This is a genomic window from Pseudomonas sp. H3_A02 (assembly GCF_054671965.1).
In genome coordinates, this window is record NZ_CP162807.1 from 1,881,759 (window position 1) to 1,901,523 (window position 19,765).

At 61.7% G+C, this 19,765-nt stretch carries 17 protein-coding genes; 9 read left to right on the forward strand and 8 right to left on the reverse strand.

Annotated features, from left to right (window positions below; translation table 11 throughout):
- Window positions 1–228: 228 nt before the first annotated feature.
- The 7 genes from glpE to AB4N80_RS08125 form a co-directional block, all read right to left on the reverse strand.
- Window positions 229–558 carry a thiosulfate sulfurtransferase GlpE gene (gene glpE / locus AB4N80_RS08095; RefSeq protein ID WP_122566681.1) on the reverse strand — a complete coding sequence of 110 codons (330 nt, stop codon included), beginning with the start codon at window positions 556–558 and terminating at the stop codon, window positions 229–231.
- A 32-nt stretch (window positions 559–590) separates the two neighbouring features.
- Complete coding sequence (locus AB4N80_RS08100) at window positions 591–1,466, reverse strand: symmetrical bis(5'-nucleosyl)-tetraphosphatase (protein WP_122566682.1); 876 nt, start codon at window positions 1,464–1,466, stop codon at window positions 591–593.
- Entirely contained in the window at window positions 1,466–1,846 is a 381-nt protein-coding gene (gene apaG, locus AB4N80_RS08105; protein WP_122566683.1) for a Co2+/Mg2+ efflux protein ApaG, read from the reverse strand. Before apaG ends, AB4N80_RS08100 begins: the two co-directional genes overlap by 1 nt.
- A gap of 116 nt (window positions 1,847–1,962) precedes the next feature.
- A complete protein-coding gene (rsmA, locus tag AB4N80_RS08110; protein WP_122566684.1) occupies window positions 1,963–2,781 on the reverse strand; it encodes a 16S rRNA (adenine(1518)-N(6)/adenine(1519)-N(6))-dimethyltransferase RsmA in 819 nt (272 codons plus the stop codon).
- Window positions 2,778–3,767, reverse strand: a complete 990-nt coding sequence (gene pdxA, locus AB4N80_RS08115) for a 4-hydroxythreonine-4-phosphate dehydrogenase PdxA (protein ID WP_122566685.1) — start codon at window positions 3,765–3,767, stop codon at window positions 2,778–2,780. Before pdxA ends, rsmA begins: the two co-directional genes overlap by 4 nt.
- Entirely contained in the window at window positions 3,764–5,080 is a 1,317-nt protein-coding gene (surA, locus tag AB4N80_RS08120; protein WP_156334343.1) for a peptidylprolyl isomerase SurA, read from the reverse strand. Before surA ends, pdxA begins: the two co-directional genes overlap by 4 nt.
- Window positions 5,061–7,883 carry an LPS-assembly protein LptD gene (locus AB4N80_RS08125; protein ID WP_460081463.1) on the reverse strand — a complete coding sequence of 941 codons (2,823 nt, stop codon included), beginning with the start codon at window positions 7,881–7,883 and terminating at the stop codon, window positions 5,061–5,063. Before AB4N80_RS08125 ends, surA begins: the two co-directional genes overlap by 20 nt.
- A 130-nt stretch (window positions 7,884–8,013) precedes the next feature.
- Between AB4N80_RS08125 and AB4N80_RS08130 the strand changes: the two genes are divergently transcribed.
- Genes AB4N80_RS08130 through AB4N80_RS08140 form a run of 3 tightly spaced genes read left to right on the forward strand, consistent with a single transcriptional unit; the run spans window position 8,014 to window position 10,476 of the window.
- Window positions 8,014–9,039, forward strand: a complete 1,026-nt coding sequence (locus AB4N80_RS08130; RefSeq protein WP_354336682.1) for an aminoglycoside phosphotransferase family protein — start codon at window positions 8,014–8,016, stop codon at window positions 9,037–9,039.
- Entirely contained in the window at window positions 9,036–9,707 is a 672-nt protein-coding gene (gene murU, locus AB4N80_RS08135) for an N-acetylmuramate alpha-1-phosphate uridylyltransferase MurU (RefSeq protein ID WP_122566688.1), read from the forward strand. The genes AB4N80_RS08130 and murU overlap by 4 nt, the downstream gene beginning before the upstream one ends.
- 1 nt (window position 9,708) lies before the next feature.
- Window positions 9,709–10,476: a TerB family tellurite resistance protein gene (locus AB4N80_RS08140; protein WP_122566689.1), complete on the forward strand. Its 768-nt coding sequence runs from the start codon at window positions 9,709–9,711 to the stop codon at window positions 10,474–10,476.
- Between the two features lie 164 nt (window positions 10,477–10,640).
- Here the strand turns inward: AB4N80_RS08140 and AB4N80_RS08145 are convergent, their stop codons facing one another.
- Window positions 10,641–11,633: an alpha/beta hydrolase family protein gene (locus AB4N80_RS08145; protein ID WP_122566690.1), complete on the reverse strand. Its 993-nt coding sequence runs from the start codon at window positions 11,631–11,633 to the stop codon at window positions 10,641–10,643.
- 74 nt (window positions 11,634–11,707) lie between these two features.
- Here AB4N80_RS08145 and AB4N80_RS08150 point away from each other — a divergent pair, with 74 nt between their 5' ends.
- The 6 genes from AB4N80_RS08150 (at window position 11,708) to AB4N80_RS08175 (ending at window position 19,702) form a co-directional block, all read left to right on the forward strand.
- Window positions 11,708–14,104 (forward strand): PAS domain-containing sensor histidine kinase, encoded by a 2,397-nt coding sequence (locus tag AB4N80_RS08150; protein ID WP_122566691.1) that lies wholly within the window; start codon window positions 11,708–11,710, stop codon window positions 14,102–14,104.
- A 206-nt stretch (window positions 14,105–14,310) separates the two neighbouring features.
- Entirely contained in the window at window positions 14,311–14,940 is a 630-nt protein-coding gene (locus AB4N80_RS08155) for a response regulator (protein WP_122566692.1), read from the forward strand.
- 256 nt (window positions 14,941–15,196) lie between these two features.
- Complete coding sequence (locus tag AB4N80_RS08160; RefSeq protein ID WP_122566693.1) at window positions 15,197–16,321, forward strand: ABC transporter ATP-binding protein; 1,125 nt, start codon at window positions 15,197–15,199, stop codon at window positions 16,319–16,321.
- Between the two features lie 49 nt (window positions 16,322–16,370).
- Window positions 16,371–17,414, forward strand: coding sequence for an ABC transporter substrate-binding protein (locus tag AB4N80_RS08165; RefSeq protein WP_122566694.1), 1,044 nt, complete (start codon window positions 16,371–16,373; stop codon window positions 17,412–17,414).
- 202 nt (window positions 17,415–17,616) lie between these two features.
- On the forward strand, window positions 17,617–18,864 hold the full coding sequence (locus AB4N80_RS08170) for an ABC transporter permease (RefSeq protein WP_122566695.1): 1,248 nt from the start codon (window positions 17,617–17,619) through the stop codon (window positions 18,862–18,864).
- A gap of 13 nt (window positions 18,865–18,877) precedes the next feature.
- Entirely contained in the window at window positions 18,878–19,702 is an 825-nt protein-coding gene (locus AB4N80_RS08175; protein WP_122566696.1) for an ABC transporter permease, read from the forward strand.
- Window positions 19,703–19,765: the final 63 nt, after the last annotated feature.

Here is a 19,765-nt window from a genome sequence, read left to right on the forward strand (position 1 = left end):
CAGTTGCCGTTTACCCCCCAGAATGCTTTCAAGAATGCAGGCTCCTGAAAGCTGACTCCCGATGACCCGCGCGCCGGTGTACCGGCTCTCCCCTGTTTTGGATGGCCTGAGGCTAAGGATAGTTCGGAATCACGGAGGTAAAGGTGGAATACGTAATTAGTTGTGGCAGACCGTTCGTCTGCCAGCGTCCAAACCCACGGTTCACGCGGGCTTGGGCGACATAAAAAATTATTCCTGATTGCCTTGAGCTATTTCTGCAGGATAAGTCGTGCGCCATAGCTCAAAACCGCCGTCCAGGCTGTAGACGTCGCTGAAGCCTTGGCTGATCAGATAGGCGGCTGCGCTCTGGCTGGAGTTGCCGTGATAGCAGACCACGACGGTTGGCGCATCGAGGTCGGCGGCACGGATGAAGTCGGCGATGGAATGGTTATCCAGATGCTGGGCGCCACTGATATGCGAAGCCGCGAACGTGGCTGGGTCGCGAACGTCGACGACGACCGCGCCTTGCTCGCGCAGGGCCTGGGCCTGTTCCGGGGGGATGCGTTTGAATTCGGTCATGAGGGACTCCTGTAGCTTGAGCGCAACACCGGTCAAACGGCGGTGCCGGCCGGCAATGGTGCAGTGGTCGGGTGATGGATTGTGGCGTGGCCCTGTTCGTCGCAATCGCAACGCAGCTGCTCGCCCGTGTCGACGTTCATCAGCGTCATGGCGCTGCCCCACACGCAGCCGGTATCGAGGGCAAATACGCCGGGTTCGTCGGATTGACCTCCCAGTGCCGCCCAGTGCCCGAAAATGATCTTCAGGTGACGGGTCTTGCGCTCGCTGTGCTTGAACCAGGGGGCATAGCCAGGTGGGGCGGTCTCGATGCCTTCCTTGCCCTTGAGATCGAGCTTGCCGTCGCGGGTGCAGAAGCGCATGCGCGTGAAATAATTGGTGATGACGCGAAGGCGGGCGCTGCCGGTGAGGTCGTTGTCCCACTTGACCGGCTCGTTGCCGTACATGCCATCCAGGTAAGGGGCGAACAGATTGTCGTCGCGCAATGCCTGTTCCACCTCGGCGGCGCACTTGAGCGCCTTGCGCAGGGACCACTGGGGCGGGATGCCAGCATGGACCAGCGCGAGGTTGCGTTGCTCGTCGTAATGCATGAGCTTTTGCTGGCGCAGCCACTCCAGCAGTTCAATGCAATCGGGGGCGGCGAGTATTTCGCTCAAGGTATCGGATTTTTTCAGGCGCTCGATGTTCTGCCAGGCGGCCAACAGGTGCAGGTCGTGGTTGCCGAGCACACACACCAGCGACTGGCGGATGCTGTAGAGAAAGCGCAGCGTCTCAAGGGACTGCGGACCCCGGTTGACCAAGTCACCCACCAGCCACAACGTATCTTTTTGCGGATCGAAGGCGACGCGTTCCAGCAGGCATTTGAGCGGGTCGAGGCAGCCTTGCAGGTCGCCGACCGCATAGGTGGCCATTAGTGCAGGGCTCCGGGCACGGCCAGGCGAAAGGGCTTGATGACGGCATCGAAGCGTGTGCCATCCTCGGCCAGCATCTGGTAGGTACCCTGCATGGTGCCGACCTTGGTGGTCATCACCGTCCCGCTGCTGTAGCTGTGGCTTGCGCCGGCGTCGATCAACGGCTGCTGGCCAACCACGCCTTCACCGCGCACTTCTTCGACATGACCGTCGCCGTCGGTGATGACCCAGTGCCGCGACAGCAGCCTGGCCGGCAACGAGCCGTTGTTGCGCACGGTAATACTGTAGGCGAAGGCGAAGCGGTCATGCTCGGGTTGCGACTGTTCTGCCAGAAAACGGGTGGTGACGCTGACGTCGACCTGGTAACGAGGATCAGACATGCAAATAAGGCCTTAAAAACGAAGCGGGACGCGGGCGCGACTCAGGAGATCAGTCTAGGCCAAGTATCGGGTAGTAGACCAGACTGGCGTACTGCCCGATAGCGCTCGTCACCCGTTCAGTTGGCGTCGGCTTGCGGAGCGGCCTGTTCGCTGAGCTTGTCGGCCAGGCGTACGAACGCCGCCAGGTCCAACTGCTCGGGGCGCAGGCTGCCGTCGACGCCGGCGGCTTCGATTTCGGCGCTGCTGAGCAGCAGTTTCAAGGTGTTGCGCAAGGTTTTACGGCGCTGGTTGAACGCTTCGCGCACCACCCGCTCCAGCAGGCGATGATCTTTGGCCGGGTGTGGCAGGACAGCATGGGGCACCAGGCGGACGATGGCCGAATCGACTTTTGGCGGCGGGTTGAATGCACCCGGACCGACGTTGAACAGGTGTTCGACCCGGCAATGGTACTGGACCATGATCGACAGGCGACCCCAGTCGCCACCGCCAGGGCCGGCGGCGAGGCGCTCGACCACTTCTTTCTGCAGCATGAAGTGCATGTCGCGGATCAGACCGGCATTGCTCAACAGATGGAAGATCAACGGCGTGGAAATGTTGTACGGCAGGTTGCCCACCACCCGCAGGCTGTTCGGCTCGGCGTTCAGGCTATTGAAGTCGAACTTCAGCGCGTCGCCCTGGTGCAGGCTGAAGTTGCTCTTGCCGGCGAACTGTTGGTTAAGAATCGGGACCAGGTCTTTGTCCAGTTCCACGACGTCCAGTTGCGCGCCGCTGTCGAGCAGGCCCTCGGTCAGGGCGCCCTGGCCCGGCCCGATTTCCAGCAGGCGGTCGTCGGGCTTGGCCCGGATGGAGCGCAGGATGCGATCGATCACGCCGGCGTCATGCAGGAAGTTCTGGCCGAAGCGCTTGCGCGCGCGGTGTTGGTATTGCTCGGTCATAAATGGGTCTCGGCCATCTGGTAGGCGGTTTCCAGCGCGACTTGCAGGCTGCCCGTATCGATCTTGCCGCTGCCGGCCAGGTCCAGGGCGGTGCCATGGTCCACGGAGGTACGGATGATCGGCAGGCCTAACGTCACGTTGACGGCCGCACCGAAGCCTTTGTACTTCAGCACGGGCAGGCCCTGGTCGTGGTACATCGCCAGCACCGCATCGCAGTGCTCCAGATATTTGGGGGTAAACAGAGTGTCGGCAGGCAGCGGGCCACGCAGGTCCATGCCCTCGCTGCGCAAGCGCTCCAAGGTGGGTTCGATGATGTCGATTTCTTCACGGCCCAGGTGTCCGCCTTCGCCGGCATGGGGGTTGAGCCCGCAGACCAGGATGCGTGGCCGGGCGATGCCGAATTTTTCCTGGAGGTCGGCGTGCAGGATGCGCGTGACCCGTTCCAGGCGTTCCGGGGTAATGGCGTCGGCGATGTCCCGCAAGGGCAGGTGGGTGGTCACCAGGGCCACACGCAGGCCACGGGTGGCGAGCATCATCACCACTTGCGCGGTGTTGGTCAGCTCAGCCAGGAATTCGGTGTGCCCGGAAAAGGCAATCCCGGACTCGTTGATCACGCCCTTGTGCACCGGAGCGGTGATCATGGCGGCGAACGCTCCGTCCAGGCAGCCTTGGCCAGCGCGGGTCAGGGTTTGCAGGACGAAGGCGGCGTTGGCCTGATCCAACTGCCCGGTGACGACCGGGGCGCCCAACGGCGTATCCCAGACATACAGGCTGTTGGCGGGCGCCGGAGCATCCGGCCAGGCCTGGGGTGACACCGGCAGCAGGTCAACAACCACCCCCAGTTGCGCGGCCCGCTCAAGGAGCAGCTCGCGACTGGTGATAGCTATCAGGGGATGTGGCTGGGGTTGCGAGGCGAGCAGCAGGCACAGGTCGGGACCGATGCCGGCTGGTTCGCCGGGTGTCAGCGCGAAACGCTTGGGTTTCACTGCGCTGCCTGGTCTGCACCAGGAAGTTTGATTTCAACGTAGGCTTCGTCGCGAATCTGACGCAGCCAGGTTTGCAGCTCTTCGTCGTATTTGCGGTTACGCAATACGGTCATCGCCTGCTGTTCGCGCGCCTGGGTGGTGCTGTCGGTGGCGCGGCGGCCAAGGACTTCCAGCACGTGCCAGCCATAAGGGCTCTTGAACGGCTTGGACAGCTGGCCTTGCGGCGTGTCGGCCATGACCTGGCGGAACTCGGGAACCAGCGCATTCGGGTCAACCCAGTTCAGGTCGCCACCGTTGAGGGCCGACCCCGGGTCTTCCGAGAAGCTCTTCGCCAGTTCGGCGAAGTCTTCGCCCGCTTCGATGCGGTCGTAGAGTTTCTCGGCCAGGCGCTTGGTCTCGGCTTCGCTGCGAATCTCGCTTGGCTTGATCAGGATGTGGCGAACATGTACTTCGTCACGGACCTGGGTTCCGCCACCGCGTTTTTCCAGTACTTTCAGGATGATGAAACCGCCTGGCGTGCGCGCTGGCTGGGTGATGTCGCCCACGGCCATGGCGCTCAGTTCACGGTCGAACGGAGGCGGCAGTTGAGCGGGCTTGCGCCAGCCCATGTCGCCGCCCTCCAGGGCGTTGTCGCTGCCCGACTTGGCTATAGCCATCTGGCCGAAATCAGCGCCTTGCTTGAGCTGCTGGTAGACATCCATTGCCTGGCGATAAGCGCTCTGGATGGCTTCGGAGTTGGCGCTTTCCGGGGTAGGAATCAGGATGTTCGCCAGGTGCAGCTCTTCGGAAAGCTGCATCTTGCCCAGGTCGGACGCGAGGAAGTTCTTCACTTCCTGTTCCGACACCTGGATGCGTTCGGCGACACGGCGCTGACGCACACGGCTGATGACCATTTCGCGGCGGATCTGATCGCGGGCGTCCTCGTAGGAGAGGCCGTCGCGAGCCAGGGCGGCGCGGAACTGGTCGATGCTCATGTTGTTGCGCTGGGCAATGGTGCCCACGGCCTGGTTCAGTTCTTCATCGGTGATGCGAATGCCGGAACGTTCGCCAATCTGCAATTGCAGGTTTTCGACGATCAGGCGCTCGAGCACTTGTTGGTCCAGCACGCCCGGAGGCGGCAGGCCACCGCCGCGCTTGGCGATGGTTTGCTGCACTTCATGGACGCGTTGGTCCAGCTGGCTCTGCATGACCACGTCGTTGTCGACGATGGCCACCACTTTATCGATGGACTGTACCGCGGCGTTGGCCGCGGTACCCAGGAACAGCGCGCCCAGCATCAGCGGGCGCAGACAATCAGAAAGCTTGATCTTCACGTTCACGATAACCTTGGATGCCTTTGTCGAGGAAGCTCTCTACCTTGGCGCCGGTCAGGCCGCCGAGTCCCTTCAGAACAATTTGGAGGAAGACGCCGTGGTCGCCTTTTTCGTTTTCCGGGGCGGCCTGACTGAACTCTTCATAGTCGACCCAGTAACGGTTGATCAGGCGCAGTTTCCAGCAGCAGTTGTCGTATTCGAAACCACCGAAGGCTTCCAGGGTACGGTTGCGGTTGTAGTCATACTGCCAGCGGCTGATTGCGTTCCACTGCGGCACGATCGGCCAGATGACCGAGAAGTCGTGCTGCTTGATCTTGTAGTAGTCCTTCACGTAGCCAGGTTGGCCCGGGGTGCCATAGTCGCCGCCGCCCACTTGCCATTGACCAGTCGTCTGGTCGTAGCGGATCTGATCGTTGCGATAGCGATAACCGGCGTTGATAACCTTGTTCGGGTTATCTTCAGGCTGGTAGTGGAACATCGCGCTGCCCGAGCGAGGGCTGTGGCTGTCCGGGTCCCAGTTATAATCGGCGGTGGTACGCCAGTCGCGGTTCCAACGGTATTCGTATTCCAGCGCGTAAGGCGATACGTTCGAATGCGCGTCGTTACGAGTCTTGGCATCAATGCCAGGCAGTTGGACCTCGCGGTCCTTGAAGTACAAGGCCTGGCCAACGCTGATGCGCTGACGCTCGAAGCCGTCTTCTTCGATCCAGCGGTTGGTCACGCCCAGCGACAGCTTGTTCTCGTCACCGACACGGTCGGAGCCGGTGAAGCGGTTATCCCGGAACAGCGAGGAATAATTGAACGTGCTTTCGCCGGTATCGAAAACCGGGATGTCGCTCTGATCTTTTTCCGGCACGTAGAGGTAGTACAGGCGCGGCTCCAGTGTCTGGCGATAGTTCTTGCCGAACCACTGGGTGTCACGGTCGAAGTACAGGCCGCTGTCGATGCTGGCGATTGGAACGCCGCGGTTTTGGTTCCTGCTGTAGGTACCATTCAGGCGATCGGCTTCGGCACTTTGGCCGGCGATGTCTTGTTTGCCGCGATTGTCCAGGTCCAGATCGTATTGAGTGTACTGGTACTTGAGCGATGGCTTGATGAAGCCATAGCTTGCATTCATTGGCAGGCTAACGACGGGTGCCAGATTCATCCGGTCGCCGGTAGCGCGGGCGAGCCCTCGGACGTTAGTGTCTAGGAATGGGGTTCCGATTGTCCCATCTGGATTAAAAGGACCTCCAGTCTCATCTTTGTAGCGCCCAGTCCTCAAATCACGATCAAATCGCACGAACTCAGTGTTATAGGCAAAATCCAAACCACCCGGATGCTGTGGCAGCGCACCATTAAAGGTGATCTGAGGCAAGCGATCATAAGGCGTGATGTTCGAAATCGTGGCCATCTGATAGGCCTGGACGTTCAAACGTGCCATATACGTATCACCGCGATAGCTGACCGCGCCTTGCTGGTTCACGTAGTCTTTGGACTCAATACCGATCTGGTCGGTTTGCAAATCCTGGAAGTAGTAGGGGTCGCTAATCTTGGTGTAGTCGACCTCAGTCGCTACACGGGAATCCAGACCGCCCTTGTGCTGCCAGTTGTACATGTAGCGAGTCTTGCTGTAGTCGGTCTGCTTGGCGCGTTCGTTGTCTTCATCGTTGAGGTACGCGGCACCGAACTGACCTTCGCTGGACTTGGTCAGGTAGCGGAACTCGCCTTCCATCAACAGGCCACGCTTGCTCATGTAGCGCGGGTACAACGTGGCGTCGTAGTTCGGTGCCAGGTTGAAGTAGTACGGGGTGACCAGCAGGAAGCCGGTGTCGCTGCCGCTGCCGATAGTCGGCGGCAGGAAACCGGATTGGCGACGGTCGTCGATCGGGAAATAGATGTACGGTGTGTACAGGACCGGGAAGTCTTTGACCCGCAGCGTCACGTTGGTCGCGGTGCCGAAGCCTGTAGCCGGGTTCAGGGTGATGTTGTTGCCCTTGAGCGTCCAGGCGTTGCTGCCCGGCTCGCACGTGGTGTACGTACCGTCCTTGAGACGGATGATCGCGTTCTCGGCGCGCTTGGCGTACAGCGCGTTACCACGGATGCGCGACTTGTGCATCACGTATTCGGCGTTGTCGACCTTGGCTTCGCCGGTGTCCAGCTGTACATCGGCGTGGTCGCCGACGATCAGCGTACCGTTGTCGCGAACCCGCACGTTGCCGCTCAGCTCGCCACGGTTCTCGGCCTGGTACAGGCTGGCCTCGTCGGCCTCGACCTGCATGCTGCCCTGGCGCATGACCACGTCACCGGCCAGGGTCGCCACCTGTTCTTCCTGCTGATAGCGTGACGCCTTGGCGCCGAGGAAGGTGGGGGCGTCGCTCTTGGCGGTCTTGTCATTCATGCCAGGACGCGTCGGCTCGATATAGGCACCGGCGCAGTACGGACCGGTTTCAGCCAGTTGCGCCGGGGTGAGGTTCTCTCGTGGAACCCAATCCAGGTGGCTGTAGTCTGCACTGCGCGACTTCAGACCTCGGCCCTTGGCTTCGGTAACGAGCATCGGCTTTTCGCCGGCTACCTCGCCCGAGCTGCTGTCGGCCGAAGCCGCGCCGCTATCGGAAACCGCGCTGCCGTCATGCACGGGACGCGGCGGTAACGCGGCGGCCGGTGTCTTGGGCGCACAGTCCCAGGCACCCGAAGCGGAGACGGAGCAGTCATACTGCTGCGCCGCGACGACGAATGAAGAGGCCAGGGGTTGCAGGGCCAGCAGACTGCCGGTGACCAGCAACGGAAATTTTTTACGAAACGCGGGGGATTTCAATGCCATCTTATTAGTCCGGGCTTCCTGCGTGCCATCTGCCCGCGGTGTGGGCCGCACGCCTCTCGATGGTCTGAAAAAGATGCTGGATAATAAAGCATGACCCGCTTGACGGCTAGCGCCGTCGGAGACCCTTGCAATGCCCGACCAAGATGTACGCTTGCAACACCTGAAACTTTGGCTCGATGAACAACTGCCGATCCTTTTCACTCAACAGGGCTGGGGCGCCGTACCCCCGGCCACGTTGACCGCCGCCAGCAGTGACGCGAGTTTCCGGCGGTACTTCCGCTGGGAAGGCGAGGGCCGCAGTTTGATCGTGATGGATGCGCCACCGCCCCAGGAAAACTGCAAACCCTTCGTGGATATTGCTTTTTTGCTGGCGAAATCCGGCATCAACGTGCCGAAAATTTATGCCGAAGACCTCGATCGCGGCTTTCTTTTGCTCAATGACCTGGGCAATCAGACCTATCTGGATGTGATCGACGGCGAAAATGCCGACGATTTATTCGCTGATGCCCTGCAAGCCTTGTTGGCTTTCCAGCAACTGCCGATGGTCGCGCCGTTGCCGAGCTACGACGTCGCGTTGCTGCGTAGGGAGCTGGAATTGTTTCCCGAGTGGTACGTCAAGCGCGAGCTGGGCATCGAGTTCGATTCGGCCCAGCAGCAACTCTGGCAACAGGCCAGCGAGCTGTTGATCGACAGTGCCCTGGCCCAGCCCAAAGTGCTGGTGCACCGCGACTACATGCCGCGCAACCTGATGCTCAGCGTCCCGAACCCCGGTGTGCTGGACTTCCAGGATGCGGTCTATGGCCCGGTCACCTATGACGTGACCTGCCTGTTCAAGGATGCTTTCCTCAGTTGGCCCGAAGCGCGTGTGCGTGGCTGGCTGGAGACTTACTGGCAACAGGCCGGCACCCTCGGCATTCCCGTCCAGCCGGATCTCGAGGATTTCCTGCGGGCCAGCGATTTGATGGGCGTGCAGCGTCACCTCAAGGTCATCGGGATCTTCGCGCGCATCTGCCACCGTGATGGCAAGCCACGTTACCTAGGCGATGTGCCGCGCTTCTTTGCTTATATAGAAGCGGTCATTGCCCGGCGTCCTGAACTGGCGCCGCTCGAAGAGCTGCTTGGCAGCTTGCGCCAATCGGCCGGAGCAACGGCATGAAGGCGATGATCCTGGCGGCGGGCAAGGGCGAGCGCATGCGCCCCTTGACCCTGACCACGCCAAAGCCGTTGATTCGCGTGGGTGGCGTCCCCTTGATCGAGTACCACTTGCGGGCGCTCGCCAAGGCCGGGTTCTCGGAGATCGTGATCAATCACGCCTGGCTCGGCCAGCAGATCGAAGATCACCTGGGGGACGGTTCAGGTTTTGGCGTGAGCATTCGGTTTTCGCCCGAAGGCGAGCCGCTGGAGACCGGCGGTGGGATTTTCCGGGCTTTGCCGCTGCTGGGCGATGACGCGTTTGTGGTGGTGAACGGCGATATCTGGACCGACTACGATTTCAGCGCCTTGCGCAGGCCGCTAGAAGGGCTGGCACACCTGGTGCTCGTCGATAATCCAGAGCATCACCCGGACGGCGATTTCATCCTGGCCGACGGAAAGGTTCACGATGGGCAAACGCCTGCCGACAACCTGACCTATAGCGGCATCGCCGTCCTGCACCCGCGGTTGTTCGACGGTTGCACAGGCGGTGCCTTCAAGCTCGCACCGCTGTTGCGCACGGCCATGGCTGAGGGGCGCGTCAGTGGCGAGCACCTGAAAGGGCATTGGGTCGATGTCGGTACCCATGAACGGTTGGCGCAGGTCGAAACCTTGATAGAAGCGAGCGGTTGATATGTGGTGGCCAGGGACTCTGATTGGAGCCGGGGCGGGTTTTGCCATAGCCAGCATTCCGGGGGCCATGCTTGGTGCGTTGTTGGGACAGGCGTTAGACCGGCGCCTGAACTTGCAGGGCTGGGCACAAATACGTGAGCGGCTGGGCGGCCGCCCGGCGTTGCGCAACGATGAGTTGTTGTTTGTATTGCTCGGACGCCTGGCCAAATGCGATGGGCGTGTGGTCGACGGCCACATCCAGCAGGCTCGCCAGGAGATGCGGGCGCTGGACCTGAGCGAATCTGCGCAGCGCCGGGCTATCGCGGCGTTCAACCGTGGCAAGTCCGGAAACGATCGCTTGCGCGGTTACATGCGCCGCCTGGCCGTCCAGCCCCATGCGGCTGAAGGGGTGCTGCGCGCCTGTTGGCGGATGGTCTGGGCCGATGGGCGTGCCGGTGTCAGTGAGCGGGAGCTGGTGGCCCAATGGGGCCGCTGGTTAGGCTGGACGCCGCAACAGGTCCAGGCGCTGGCGGCCGATTACGAACCGCAGAAACTGTCGCGGCCCAACGCCGGCGTGACCTATCAGGAAGCCCTGCGCTTGCTGGGGGTTTCGGCCACCAGCGAACCGTCGCAGATCAAGCGCGCTTACCGGCGGCTACTCAGTCGGCATCACCCGGACAAGATTGCCGGCAGCGGCGCGACACCGTTGCAGGTGCGTGAGGCCACCGATAAAACCCGAGAGCTGCATAACGCCTATCGACTGATTCGGGAACGGCGGGATTTTCGGTAGCGTCACCCCGTGGCGAGGGAGCTTGCTCCCGCTCGGCTGCGCAGCAGTCGCAATCCGGTTAATGCGATCGCTCTTTGAAGAGCCGCGGCGCTTGGTTTGAGGACCGCTTCGCGGTCCAGCGGGAGCAAGCTCCCTCGCCACGGTGAAGGGGGCAGAGCCGGCCCTTACTCCCCCGGCTTCTGCGGATTCAACCAACCCCGAACCCGCCGAAACAGCTGTTCCTGCTCCGCCGACGGGTTCGGCAGGGCCTTGAGGGACACTTGGCTGAAGGTCGAACCTTTCAAGCGCTTGCTCCCCTGCAAGCGCTCCAGCGCCGCGTTGCGATCCAGCGGTTTGTCCATGTAGAAGATATCGGCGGTCGCCAGCTTCAAGGTCGGGGTCAGTTCGGCCAGGCCGGGGTTGGCAGTGACCGGCGTCTGCGCAGCCACCATCACGAAGCGTTCGACTTGCGAGGGCTGCTTTTCACTCAAGTAACGGGCGGCCCAATAGGCGCCGGTGCCATGGCCCAGCAGCACGATGCGGCGTGCGCTTTGCTGTTCGGCGTAGGCCAGCGCCGCATCGATACGGGCGAAGATGCGCTCGGCGTCGGCCTTGGCGTGCTCTTCATCGTTTGGCGCAACGACCGGATCCACCGCATCGGCTTCGCCGCCTGCGACCTGTTCGATCGGCGCCGAAGTGGTGGCGTCCGGTGCCGCGGCAGCGGTGTCGGCCGGTTTGGTCTCGGGCGGTGCTTCCACTACGCGCGGTGCAATGACGTCGCTTTGCAGGTCCGGCAGGGTGATACTCAGGCTGCTCCATTCGACATCGGGCAACTTTTTGCGCAATGGGCCGACGACTTGAGGCCAGTCAGCTGTTTCACCGGCCCCGGGGATTATGATGACCGCGCCCCTGGGTTCACTGGTATTGGCCGGTTTCCACAGCGCCAGGAAGGTGTCGCTGCCGGTCTGCAACTGTTGCTGTTCCTGGGGCGGGATTTTTCGTCCAAGTGCAGCCGCTTCTTCCTGGCTACGCTCGAGCAAAGGCTGGCGCTCGACGGTTTTTTCTTGGGCAGATTGCTCGGCGGCGGGGGCCGTTTCGCTGGCCTGGACAGAAAAGGCACTTGGCAGGATCAGCGACAGGCACAATGCTGGCAACGCCAGGCGATAAACAGAGGGCATCGGATATTCCATGACCAGAAGTATTTCCGGCAGCCTAATGGGTTGGTCAGTATTTGTCAGTGCATGAGACTTCGATGATGCGTTTTTGCTGCCTGTGGGTTATCGGCTGTTTATGGCTTCCCTTGATGGCGTGGGCCGCGCCCGCGCCGTCGGCGCCAGGGGTGCAATTGAATGCAGGGCAGCGCCAATGGCTGGTGCAACATCCGCAATGGCGGGTCGGCCTGGTCTTGCAGGCGCCCTATGCGCAATACGACCGGCGTTTACAGCGGTTGTCCGGTACCAACGTCGAGTTGATGCAGTGGCTGGGCAAGGCCTTGAACGTCGAGCTGACCTGGCGCAATTTCCAGGACGTGGCGCAACTGGAAGCCGCGGTGCGTGCTGGCGAGGTGGACGTCGCTCCGGGCCTGACCCAATCCCCGGGCGGGCTCAAGCTCTGGCAGTTTTCCGATCCCTACATGCGCGTGCCGCAATTGATCGTCGGTGCGCAGAAAGGGGCTGAGGGGGTGGAGTTGGAAAAACTCGACGCCCAGGCTCGTGTTGCGGTGCGCATGCCCAGCGCCACGGCTGATTACCTGCGCAGCAACTACCCGACGCTGAACCTGCAAGGCGTGCCGATGGAGCGTGAGGCCCTGCAATTGCTGCTGACCCAGCAGGCCCGATACGCGGTGGTCGACGAAGCGCAGTTGGGGCGGTTGATGGTCGAGCCCGAATTCGCCGAGCTGGCGGTGGTGGGCGACATTGGTCTGCCGCAGTTGCTACGGGTGGCCACACGCCGGGACTGGCCGGAGCTGGCAGAAATCATCGACAGCGGTTTGCAGGCGATCCCGGCCAAGGAGCTGGAGCAGTTGCACAGCCGTTGGCTCAAGCCCAAATACCCACGCCTGACCGAAACCCCGGGTTTCTGGCAGAACCTGACCCTGTTGATCCTGGCCCTGCTGCTCAGCAGTGTCGCCATCGTGTTCTGGCAGCGCCGCCAGCAACGTGGCCTGGAGCGCCGTCTGCGTGCCGCGAGGGAAGACATCGCCCAGCGTGCTGCCAGCGAAGAAGCCTTGCGCCTGACGCAGTTTTCCATCGACCAAAGCACCGTCGGCATTCTGTGGGTCAATTGGGACAGCCACGTGCGCTACGCCAACCGAGCGGCCGAAACCATGCTTGGCTACGCTTCGGGCGCCATCATCGACCGGCCCTTGATCGACTTCGAGCCGGGCTTGCACATGGACCGCTGGTTGAACCTGTGGAAGCGCGCCCGGGCCAGTGAAGAGGGGCCGCAGAGCTTCGAAACCGAGTGCGTGCGAGCCGACGGCAGCATCCTGCCGGCCGACGTGTCCCTGAGCTTCCTGCGTTTTCGTGACGCCGAATACCTGGTGGTCTACCTCAATGATGTGACCGAGCGCCGACGTGCGCTGGCGGCGTTGCGCGAAAGCGAGGCGCGGCTGCAAGGCATCGCCGCCAATGTGCCGGGCCTGGTCTTTCGCCTGGAGCGGGCGCCGGTGACCGGCCAGATCGACTTTGCCTACATCAGCGAAGGCAGCGAAAGCCTGGTGGGTTATTCCCCTGCAACCCTGGCCCGCAGCGACACCGGGCTACGCAGCCTGGTGCACCCGGAGGACAAGGCCGATTATCACCGCACCCAGGACCAGGCGCTGGACACCGACAGCGATTGGTCATGGCAGGGCCGCATCCTGACCCGCGAAGGCCAGGAACGATGGGCCGAGATCAAGGCGATCACCCGTCGTCTCGAGGATGGCGCCTATGTCTGGGACGGTATCGTCTGGGACATCACCGACAGCAAGCGCATCGAGCTGGAACTGGCCCGTTCCCGGGAGCAGCTGCGCGAATTGTCGGCGCACCTGGAAAGCGTGCGGGAAGAGGAAAAAGCCCGTATTGCCCGGGAAGTCCACGACGAGCTGGGCCAGATGCTGACGGTGTTGAAGCTTGAAACTTCCATGTGTGAATTGGCCTACGCGCAACTCGACCCGGGCCTGCATGAGCGGCTTAACAGCATGAAGCGCTTGATTGCCCAGTTGTTCCAACTGGTGCGGGACGTGGCGACGGCGTTGCGCCCGCCGATCCTGGATGCCGGTATCGCCTCAGCCATCGAATGGCAGGCCCGGCGCTTCGAGGCGCGTACGCAGATTCCTTGCCTGGTGCAGGTGCCGGACAATCTGCCGCCCTTGAGCGATGCCAAGGCCATCGGCCTGTTTCGGATTCTCCAGGAGGCGCTGACCAATGTGATGCGCCATGCCCAGGCGCATACCGTGGAGTTGACGCTGGCTCAACAAGGCGCTGATTTATGTCTGACGGTCAGCGACGACGGTGTAGGATTTATTGCCGATACCAGCCGGCCGACGTCCTTTGGTCTGGTCGGCATGCGTGAGCGGGTGCTGATCATGGGCGGTCAATTGACCCTGGACAGTGAACCGGGGGAGGGGACGACCTTGTCGGTGCGGGTGCCGTTGCATGAGGTCTGATGGTCTTGGGTCGCCTGGGCTGGCCCTATCGCGAGCAAGCTCGCTCCCACATGGTTGCGGGGTGGATTCAACACCTGTGTTCAATCACCCATCCAATGTGGGAGCGAGCTTGCTCGCGATAGCGATGGATCTGTTGGCAAGGATGTAGAGCGTAAAGTAGCCATTGCGAACACGTTTGCGATGAGCCCCTGAATCTGGAGAGCAATGTGATCCGTGTACTGGTAGCCGAAGACCACACCATCGTCCGGGAAGGCATCAAACAGTTGATCGGCCTGGCCAAGGATCTGGTGGTGGTGGGAGAGGCGAGCAATGGCGAACAATTGCTCGAAACCCTGCGTCACGTGCCCTGCGAAGTGGTGCTGCTGGACATTTCCATGCCCGGTGTCAACGGGCTGGAGGCGATCCCACGGATCCGGGCGCTGAACAATCCACCGGCCATCCTGGTGCTGTCGATGCATGACGAGGCGCAAATGGCCGCCCGTGCATTGAAAGTAGGGGCCGCTGGCTACGCGACCAAGGACAGCGACCCGGCCCTGCTGCTCATGGCGATTCGCAAGGTCGCGGCCGGCGGGCGCTACATCGACCCGGACCTGGCCGACCGTATGGTCTTCGAAGTCGGCCTGACCGACGCGCGTCCGCTGCACTCGCTGCTGTCCGAGCGCGAGTTCTCAGTCTTCGAACGCCTGGCCCAGGGCGCCAACGTCAACGACATCGCCCAGCAACTGGCCCTGAGCAGCAAGACCATCAGCACCCACAAGGCGCGGCTGATGCAAAAGCTCAACATCACCTCATTGGCGGAGTTGGTGAAATATGCGATGGAGCACAAGTTGCTCTGAACTTCACCATTCCCCCTGGGTTTTGTGTTGGCATATCCATTTGCGACACACCCCAACAGCGCTTTTTGCCCCTGCTTGCAGCTTGCCGCTTAAAACTCGCCGCTGCATTTACCCAATCCCGCCATCCTTGTAGGGAAATCCCTACCCCGACTCTTCCATCCGGCTGAGGCGATTCTCTCCTGCGTCCCGATTTGCGCGGACCCCAGGCTCCACTAGGCTTGATTCACAAGCAGTCATCAAAACAAAAGGTGCGGGTATGAGCCAGGTCGATTCAAGCGCGGGGGCCAGCGATGTGCTGGTCAGCTTTCGTGGTGTGCAGAAGAGCTACGACGGCGAGAACCTGATCGTCAAAGACCTTAACCTGGACATTCGCAAAGGCGAATTCCTGACCCTGCTCGGGCCTTCAGGCTCCGGCAAGACCACCAGCCTGATGATGCTCGCCGGGTTTGAAACCCCAACCGCCGGCGAGATCCTGCTGGCCGGGCGCTCGATCAACAATGTGCCACCACACAAGCGCGACATCGGCATGGTGTTCCAGAACTACGCCTTGTTCCCCCATATGACTGTCGCCGAGAACCTCGCTTTCCCGTTGACCGTGCGAGGCCTGAACAAGAGCGACGTCAGCGATCGGGTCAAGCGCGTCCTGAGCATGGTCCAGCTGGACAGCTTCGCCCAACGCTACCCGGCGCAATTGTCCGGCGGCCAGCAACAACGGGTGGCCCTGGCCCGGGCGCTGGTGTTCGAGCCGCAGCTGGTGCTGATGGATGAACCTCTTGGTGCGCTGGACAAGCAATTGCGCGAACACATGCAGATGGAAATCAAGCACCTGCATCAGCGCCTTGGCGTGACCGTGGTCTACGTGACCCACGACCAGGGCGAAGCCTTGACCATGTCCGACCGCGTGGCGGTATTCCACCAGGGCGAAATCCAGCAGATCGCCCCACCGCGCACCCTGTATGAAGAGCCGAAAAATACCTTCGTCGCCAACTTCATCGGCGAAAACAACCGTCTCAACGGTCGCCTGCACAGCCACACTGGCGATCGTTGCCTGGTGGAGCTGGCGCGCGGCGAGAAAGTCGAGGCCCTGGCGGTGAACGTCGGCCAGCCCGGCGAGCCGGTGACCCTGTCGATCCGTCCGGAACGGGTGAGCCTCAACGGCGTCAGCGAACACTGTGTCAACCGCTTCTCAGGGAGGGTGGCGGAATTCATCTATCTGGGCGACCACGTCCGGGTTCGCTTGGAAGTCTGCGGCAAGAACGACTTCTTCGTGAAACAGCCGATTGCCGAGCTCGATCCCGCGCTCGCCGTCGGGGACGTGGTTCCGCTTGGCTGGCAAGTCGAGCATGTGCGTGCGCTCGATCCCCTTTTAGAGGCGAATTGATCGCCCCCTGCTGTACCAACACCAACCCTGCACGTGGAGAGAACAATAAATGTTGAGATCCCTGAAGTTCACAGCCCTGACACTGGGCATGATGGGTACGGCAAGCGCGATGGCGGCGGGCCCGGACCTGACCGTGGTGTCTTTCGGCGGGGCGAACAAGGCGGCTCAGGTCAAAGCCTTCTACGCACCGTGGGAAGCGGCCGGCAACGGCAAGATCGTGGCTGGCGAGTACAACGGCGAAATGGCCAAGGTCAAGGCCATGGTCGATACCAAGAGCGTTTCCTGGGACCTGGTGGAAGTCGAGTCCCCGGAATTGTCCCGTGGTTGTGACGAGGACATGTTTGAGCAACTCGATCCGGCCCTGTTCGGCAAGGCCGAGGATTACGTCAAGGGTGCCATTCAGCCTTGCGGCGTAGGTTTCTTCGTGTGGTCGACCGTGCTGGCCTACAACGCCGACAAACTCAAGACCGCGCCGACCAGTTGGGCGGACTTCTGGGACACCAAGCAATTCCCGGGCAAGCGCGGCCTGCGTAAAGGTGCCAAGTACACCCTGGAATTCGCCTTGATGGCCGACGGCGTAGCGCCGAAAGACGTCTACAAGGTGCTGGCTGGCAAAGATGGCCAGGATCGTGCGTTCAAGAAGCTCGACGAGCTCAAGCCAAACATCCAGTGGTGGGAAGCCGGCGCCCAGCCGCCGCAATACCTGGCTTCCGGTGACGTGGTCATGAGCTCGGCCTACAACGGCCGGATCGCTGCGGTACAGAAAGAAAGCAACCTGAAAGTGGTGTGGAACGGCGGCATCTACGACTTCGACGCCTGGGCCATCCCGCGCGGCCTGGACAAGACCCGTGCCGAAGCGGCGAAGAAATTCATCGCCTTCTCGGTGGCACCGCAGCAGCAGAAAACCTACTCGGAAAACATCGCCTACGGCCCGGCCAATACCCAGGCTGTGCCGTTGCTGGCCAAGGATGTCCTGAAAGACATGCCGACCACCCCGGAAAACATCGCCAACCAGGTGCAGATCGACGTCAGCTTCTGGGCTGACAACGGTGAGCAACTGGAGCAGCGTTTCAACTCCTGGGCGGCCAAGTAACTCGACGGTCTGAAACCGGATGAGATCCATGTGGGAGCGAGCTTGCTCGCGATAGCGGTCTGTCAGGCACCTCAGTATTGAGTGTGCCGCAGCCATCGCGAGCCAGCTCGCTCCCACAGGTTCCTGCATCAACTCGGGTGTTTCAAAAGAACAGAGGCGGTCCGCCGCCCCTGTAACGATAAAAAGATTTGCGGAGTTCGCCATGGCCATCGCCGTTCCACTGAACGCGGGCACCAGCCCCACCCTTAAGCAGCGGCTCAAGCGTGCCGAGCGGGTCAACCGCTGGAAGGCCCAGGCCTTGATCGCGCCGCTGGTGCTGTTTCTGTTGCTGGTGTTTCTGGTGCCGATCGTGGCGCTGCTGTTCAAAAGCGTCAGCAACCCGGAAGTGGTGGGCGCCATGCCCCGCACCGTCGCTGCCGTCGCGGCCTGGGACGGACGCGGTTTGCCGGGCGAGCCGGTGTACAAGGCTGCCAGTGAAGACCTGGCCGAAGCCCGCAAGAATCAGACCCTGGGCGACTTGTCCAAGCGCTTGAACATGGAACTGGCCGGCTATCGCAGCCTGCTGACCAAGACTGCTCGGGCGTTGCCGTTTGCCACCGAGCCGGCTTCCTATAAAGAAGCCATGGAAAACCTCGATGAGCGTTGGGGCGACCCGGCGTATTGGCAGGTGATTCGCCGCAACACCAGTGACGTCACCCCGTATTACCTGCTGGCGGCCGTCGATCACCGCATCGATGACCTCGGCGAACTGGCCCCGGCCACCCCCGACCAGGCGATTTACCTGGATATTTTCACCCGTACGTTCTGGATGGGCCTGGTGATCACCGCGATCTGCCTGGTGTTGGCCTATCCGCTGGCCTACCTGCTGGCGAACCTGCCGTCGCGCCAAAGCAACCTGTTGATGATCCTGGTGTTGCTACCGTTCTGGACCTCGATTCTGGTGCGAGTCGCCGCGTGGATCGTGCTGCTGCAGTCGGGCGGCCTGATCAACAGTGGCCTGATGGCCATGGGCGTCATCGATAAGCCCCTGGAACTGGTATTCAACCGCACCGGTGTCTACATCTCCATGGTCCATATCCTGCTGCCGTTCATGATCCTGCCGATCTACAGCGTGATGAAAGGTATCTCGCCCACCTACATGCGAGCGGCGATTTCCCTGGGCTGCCATCCGTTCGCCAGTTTCTGGCGGGTGTACTTCCCGCAGACCTATGCCGGTGTCGGCGCCGGTTGCCTGCTGGTGTTCATCCTTGCCATCGGCTACTACATCACGCCGGCGCTGCTGGGCAGCCCGAACGACCAGATGGTCAGCTACTTCGTCGCGTTCTACACCAACACCAGCATCAACTGGGGCATGGCCACGGCGCTCGGCGGGCTGCTGTTGCTGGCGACCATCGTGCTTTATCTGATTTACAGCTGGCTGGTGGGCGCCAGTCGCCTGCGCCTGAGCTAAGGGGAGATCGAAAATGGTGAGTCCTTACATGTCCCCCATCGAACGGGTGTGGTTCTACAGTCTGCGCATACTCTGCGGGTTGATCCTGTTGTTCCTGATCCTGCCGGTGCTGGTGATCATTCCACTGTCGTTCAACTCCGGCAGCTTCCTGGTGTACCCGCTGCAAGGCTTCTCGCTGCAGTGGTACCACGATTTCTTCGCCTCGGCGGAATGGATGCGGGCGTTGAAGAACAGCATTATCGTGGCCCCGGCGGCGACCTTGCTGGCGATGATCTTTGGCACGCTGGCGGCCATTGGCCTGACTCGCGGTGACTTCCCAGGCAAGGCGCTGGTGATGGCCTTGGTGATTTCACCCATGGTGGTGCCGGTGGTGATCATCGGCGTTGCCAGCTACCTGTTCTTCGCACCGCTGGGGATGGGCAACAGTTTCTTCTCGCTGATCGTGGTCCACGCCGTGTTGGGTGTGCCGTTCGTCATCATCACGGTGTCGGCGACCTTGCAGGGGTTCAATCACAACCTGGTTCGCGCCGCCGCCAGCCTCGGGGCTTCGCCACTGACGGCATTTCGTCGGGTGACCCTGCCGTTGATCGCCCCAGGCGTGATCTCCGGCGCCCTGTTCGCCTTCGCGACGTCGTTCGATGAAGTGGTGGTGACCCTGTTCCTGGCCGGCCCTGAGCAGGCCACGTTGCCACGGCAGATGTTCAGCGGTATCCGCGAAAACCTCAGCCCCACCATCGCGGCGGCGGCGACCTTGCTGATTGCTTTCTCGGTGATCCTGCTGCTGACCCTGGAGTGGTTGCGTGGGCGTAGCGAGAAGCTGCGTACTGCCCAGGTCTGAGGCCCAACGCAAAACCAATGTGGGAGCGGGCTTGCTCGCGAAAGCGGTGTGTCAGTCGACATT

What these genes read in the sequence shown, in the direction of transcription:
- glpE (WP_122566681.1), bottom strand. Translation starts at nt 558, where the DNA reads ATGACCGAATTCAAACGCATCCCCCCGGAACAGGCCCAGGCCCTGCGC.
- AB4N80_RS08100 (WP_122566682.1), bottom strand. Translation starts at nt 1,466, where the DNA reads ATGGCCACCTATGCGGTCGGCGACCTGCAAGGCTGCCTCGACCCGCTC.
- apaG (WP_122566683.1), bottom strand. Translation starts at nt 1,846, where the DNA reads ATGTCTGATCCTCGTTACCAGGTCGACGTCAGCGTCACCACCCGTTTT.
- rsmA (WP_122566684.1), bottom strand. Translation starts at nt 2,781, where the DNA reads ATGACCGAGCAATACCAACACCGCGCGCGCAAGCGCTTCGGCCAGAAC.
- AB4N80_RS08125 (WP_460081463.1), bottom strand. Translation starts at nt 7,883, where the DNA reads ATGGCATTGAAATCCCCCGCGTTTCGTAAAAAATTTCCGTTGCTGGTC.
- AB4N80_RS08130 (WP_354336682.1), top strand. Translation starts at nt 8,014, where the DNA reads ATGCCCGACCAAGATGTACGCTTGCAACACCTGAAACTTTGGCTCGAT.
- murU (WP_122566688.1), top strand. Translation starts at nt 9,036, where the DNA reads ATGAAGGCGATGATCCTGGCGGCGGGCAAGGGCGAGCGCATGCGCCCC.
- AB4N80_RS08140 (WP_122566689.1), top strand. Translation starts at nt 9,709, where the DNA reads ATGTGGTGGCCAGGGACTCTGATTGGAGCCGGGGCGGGTTTTGCCATA.
- AB4N80_RS08145 (WP_122566690.1), bottom strand. Translation starts at nt 11,633, where the DNA reads ATGCCCTCTGTTTATCGCCTGGCGTTGCCAGCATTGTGCCTGTCGCTG.
- AB4N80_RS08150 (WP_122566691.1), top strand. Translation starts at nt 11,708, where the DNA reads ATGATGCGTTTTTGCTGCCTGTGGGTTATCGGCTGTTTATGGCTTCCC.
- AB4N80_RS08160 (WP_122566693.1), top strand. Translation starts at nt 15,197, where the DNA reads ATGAGCCAGGTCGATTCAAGCGCGGGGGCCAGCGATGTGCTGGTCAGC.
- AB4N80_RS08165 (WP_122566694.1), top strand. Translation starts at nt 16,371, where the DNA reads ATGTTGAGATCCCTGAAGTTCACAGCCCTGACACTGGGCATGATGGGT.
- AB4N80_RS08170 (WP_122566695.1), top strand. Translation starts at nt 17,617, where the DNA reads ATGGCCATCGCCGTTCCACTGAACGCGGGCACCAGCCCCACCCTTAAG.
- AB4N80_RS08175 (WP_122566696.1), top strand. Translation starts at nt 18,878, where the DNA reads ATGGTGAGTCCTTACATGTCCCCCATCGAACGGGTGTGGTTCTACAGT.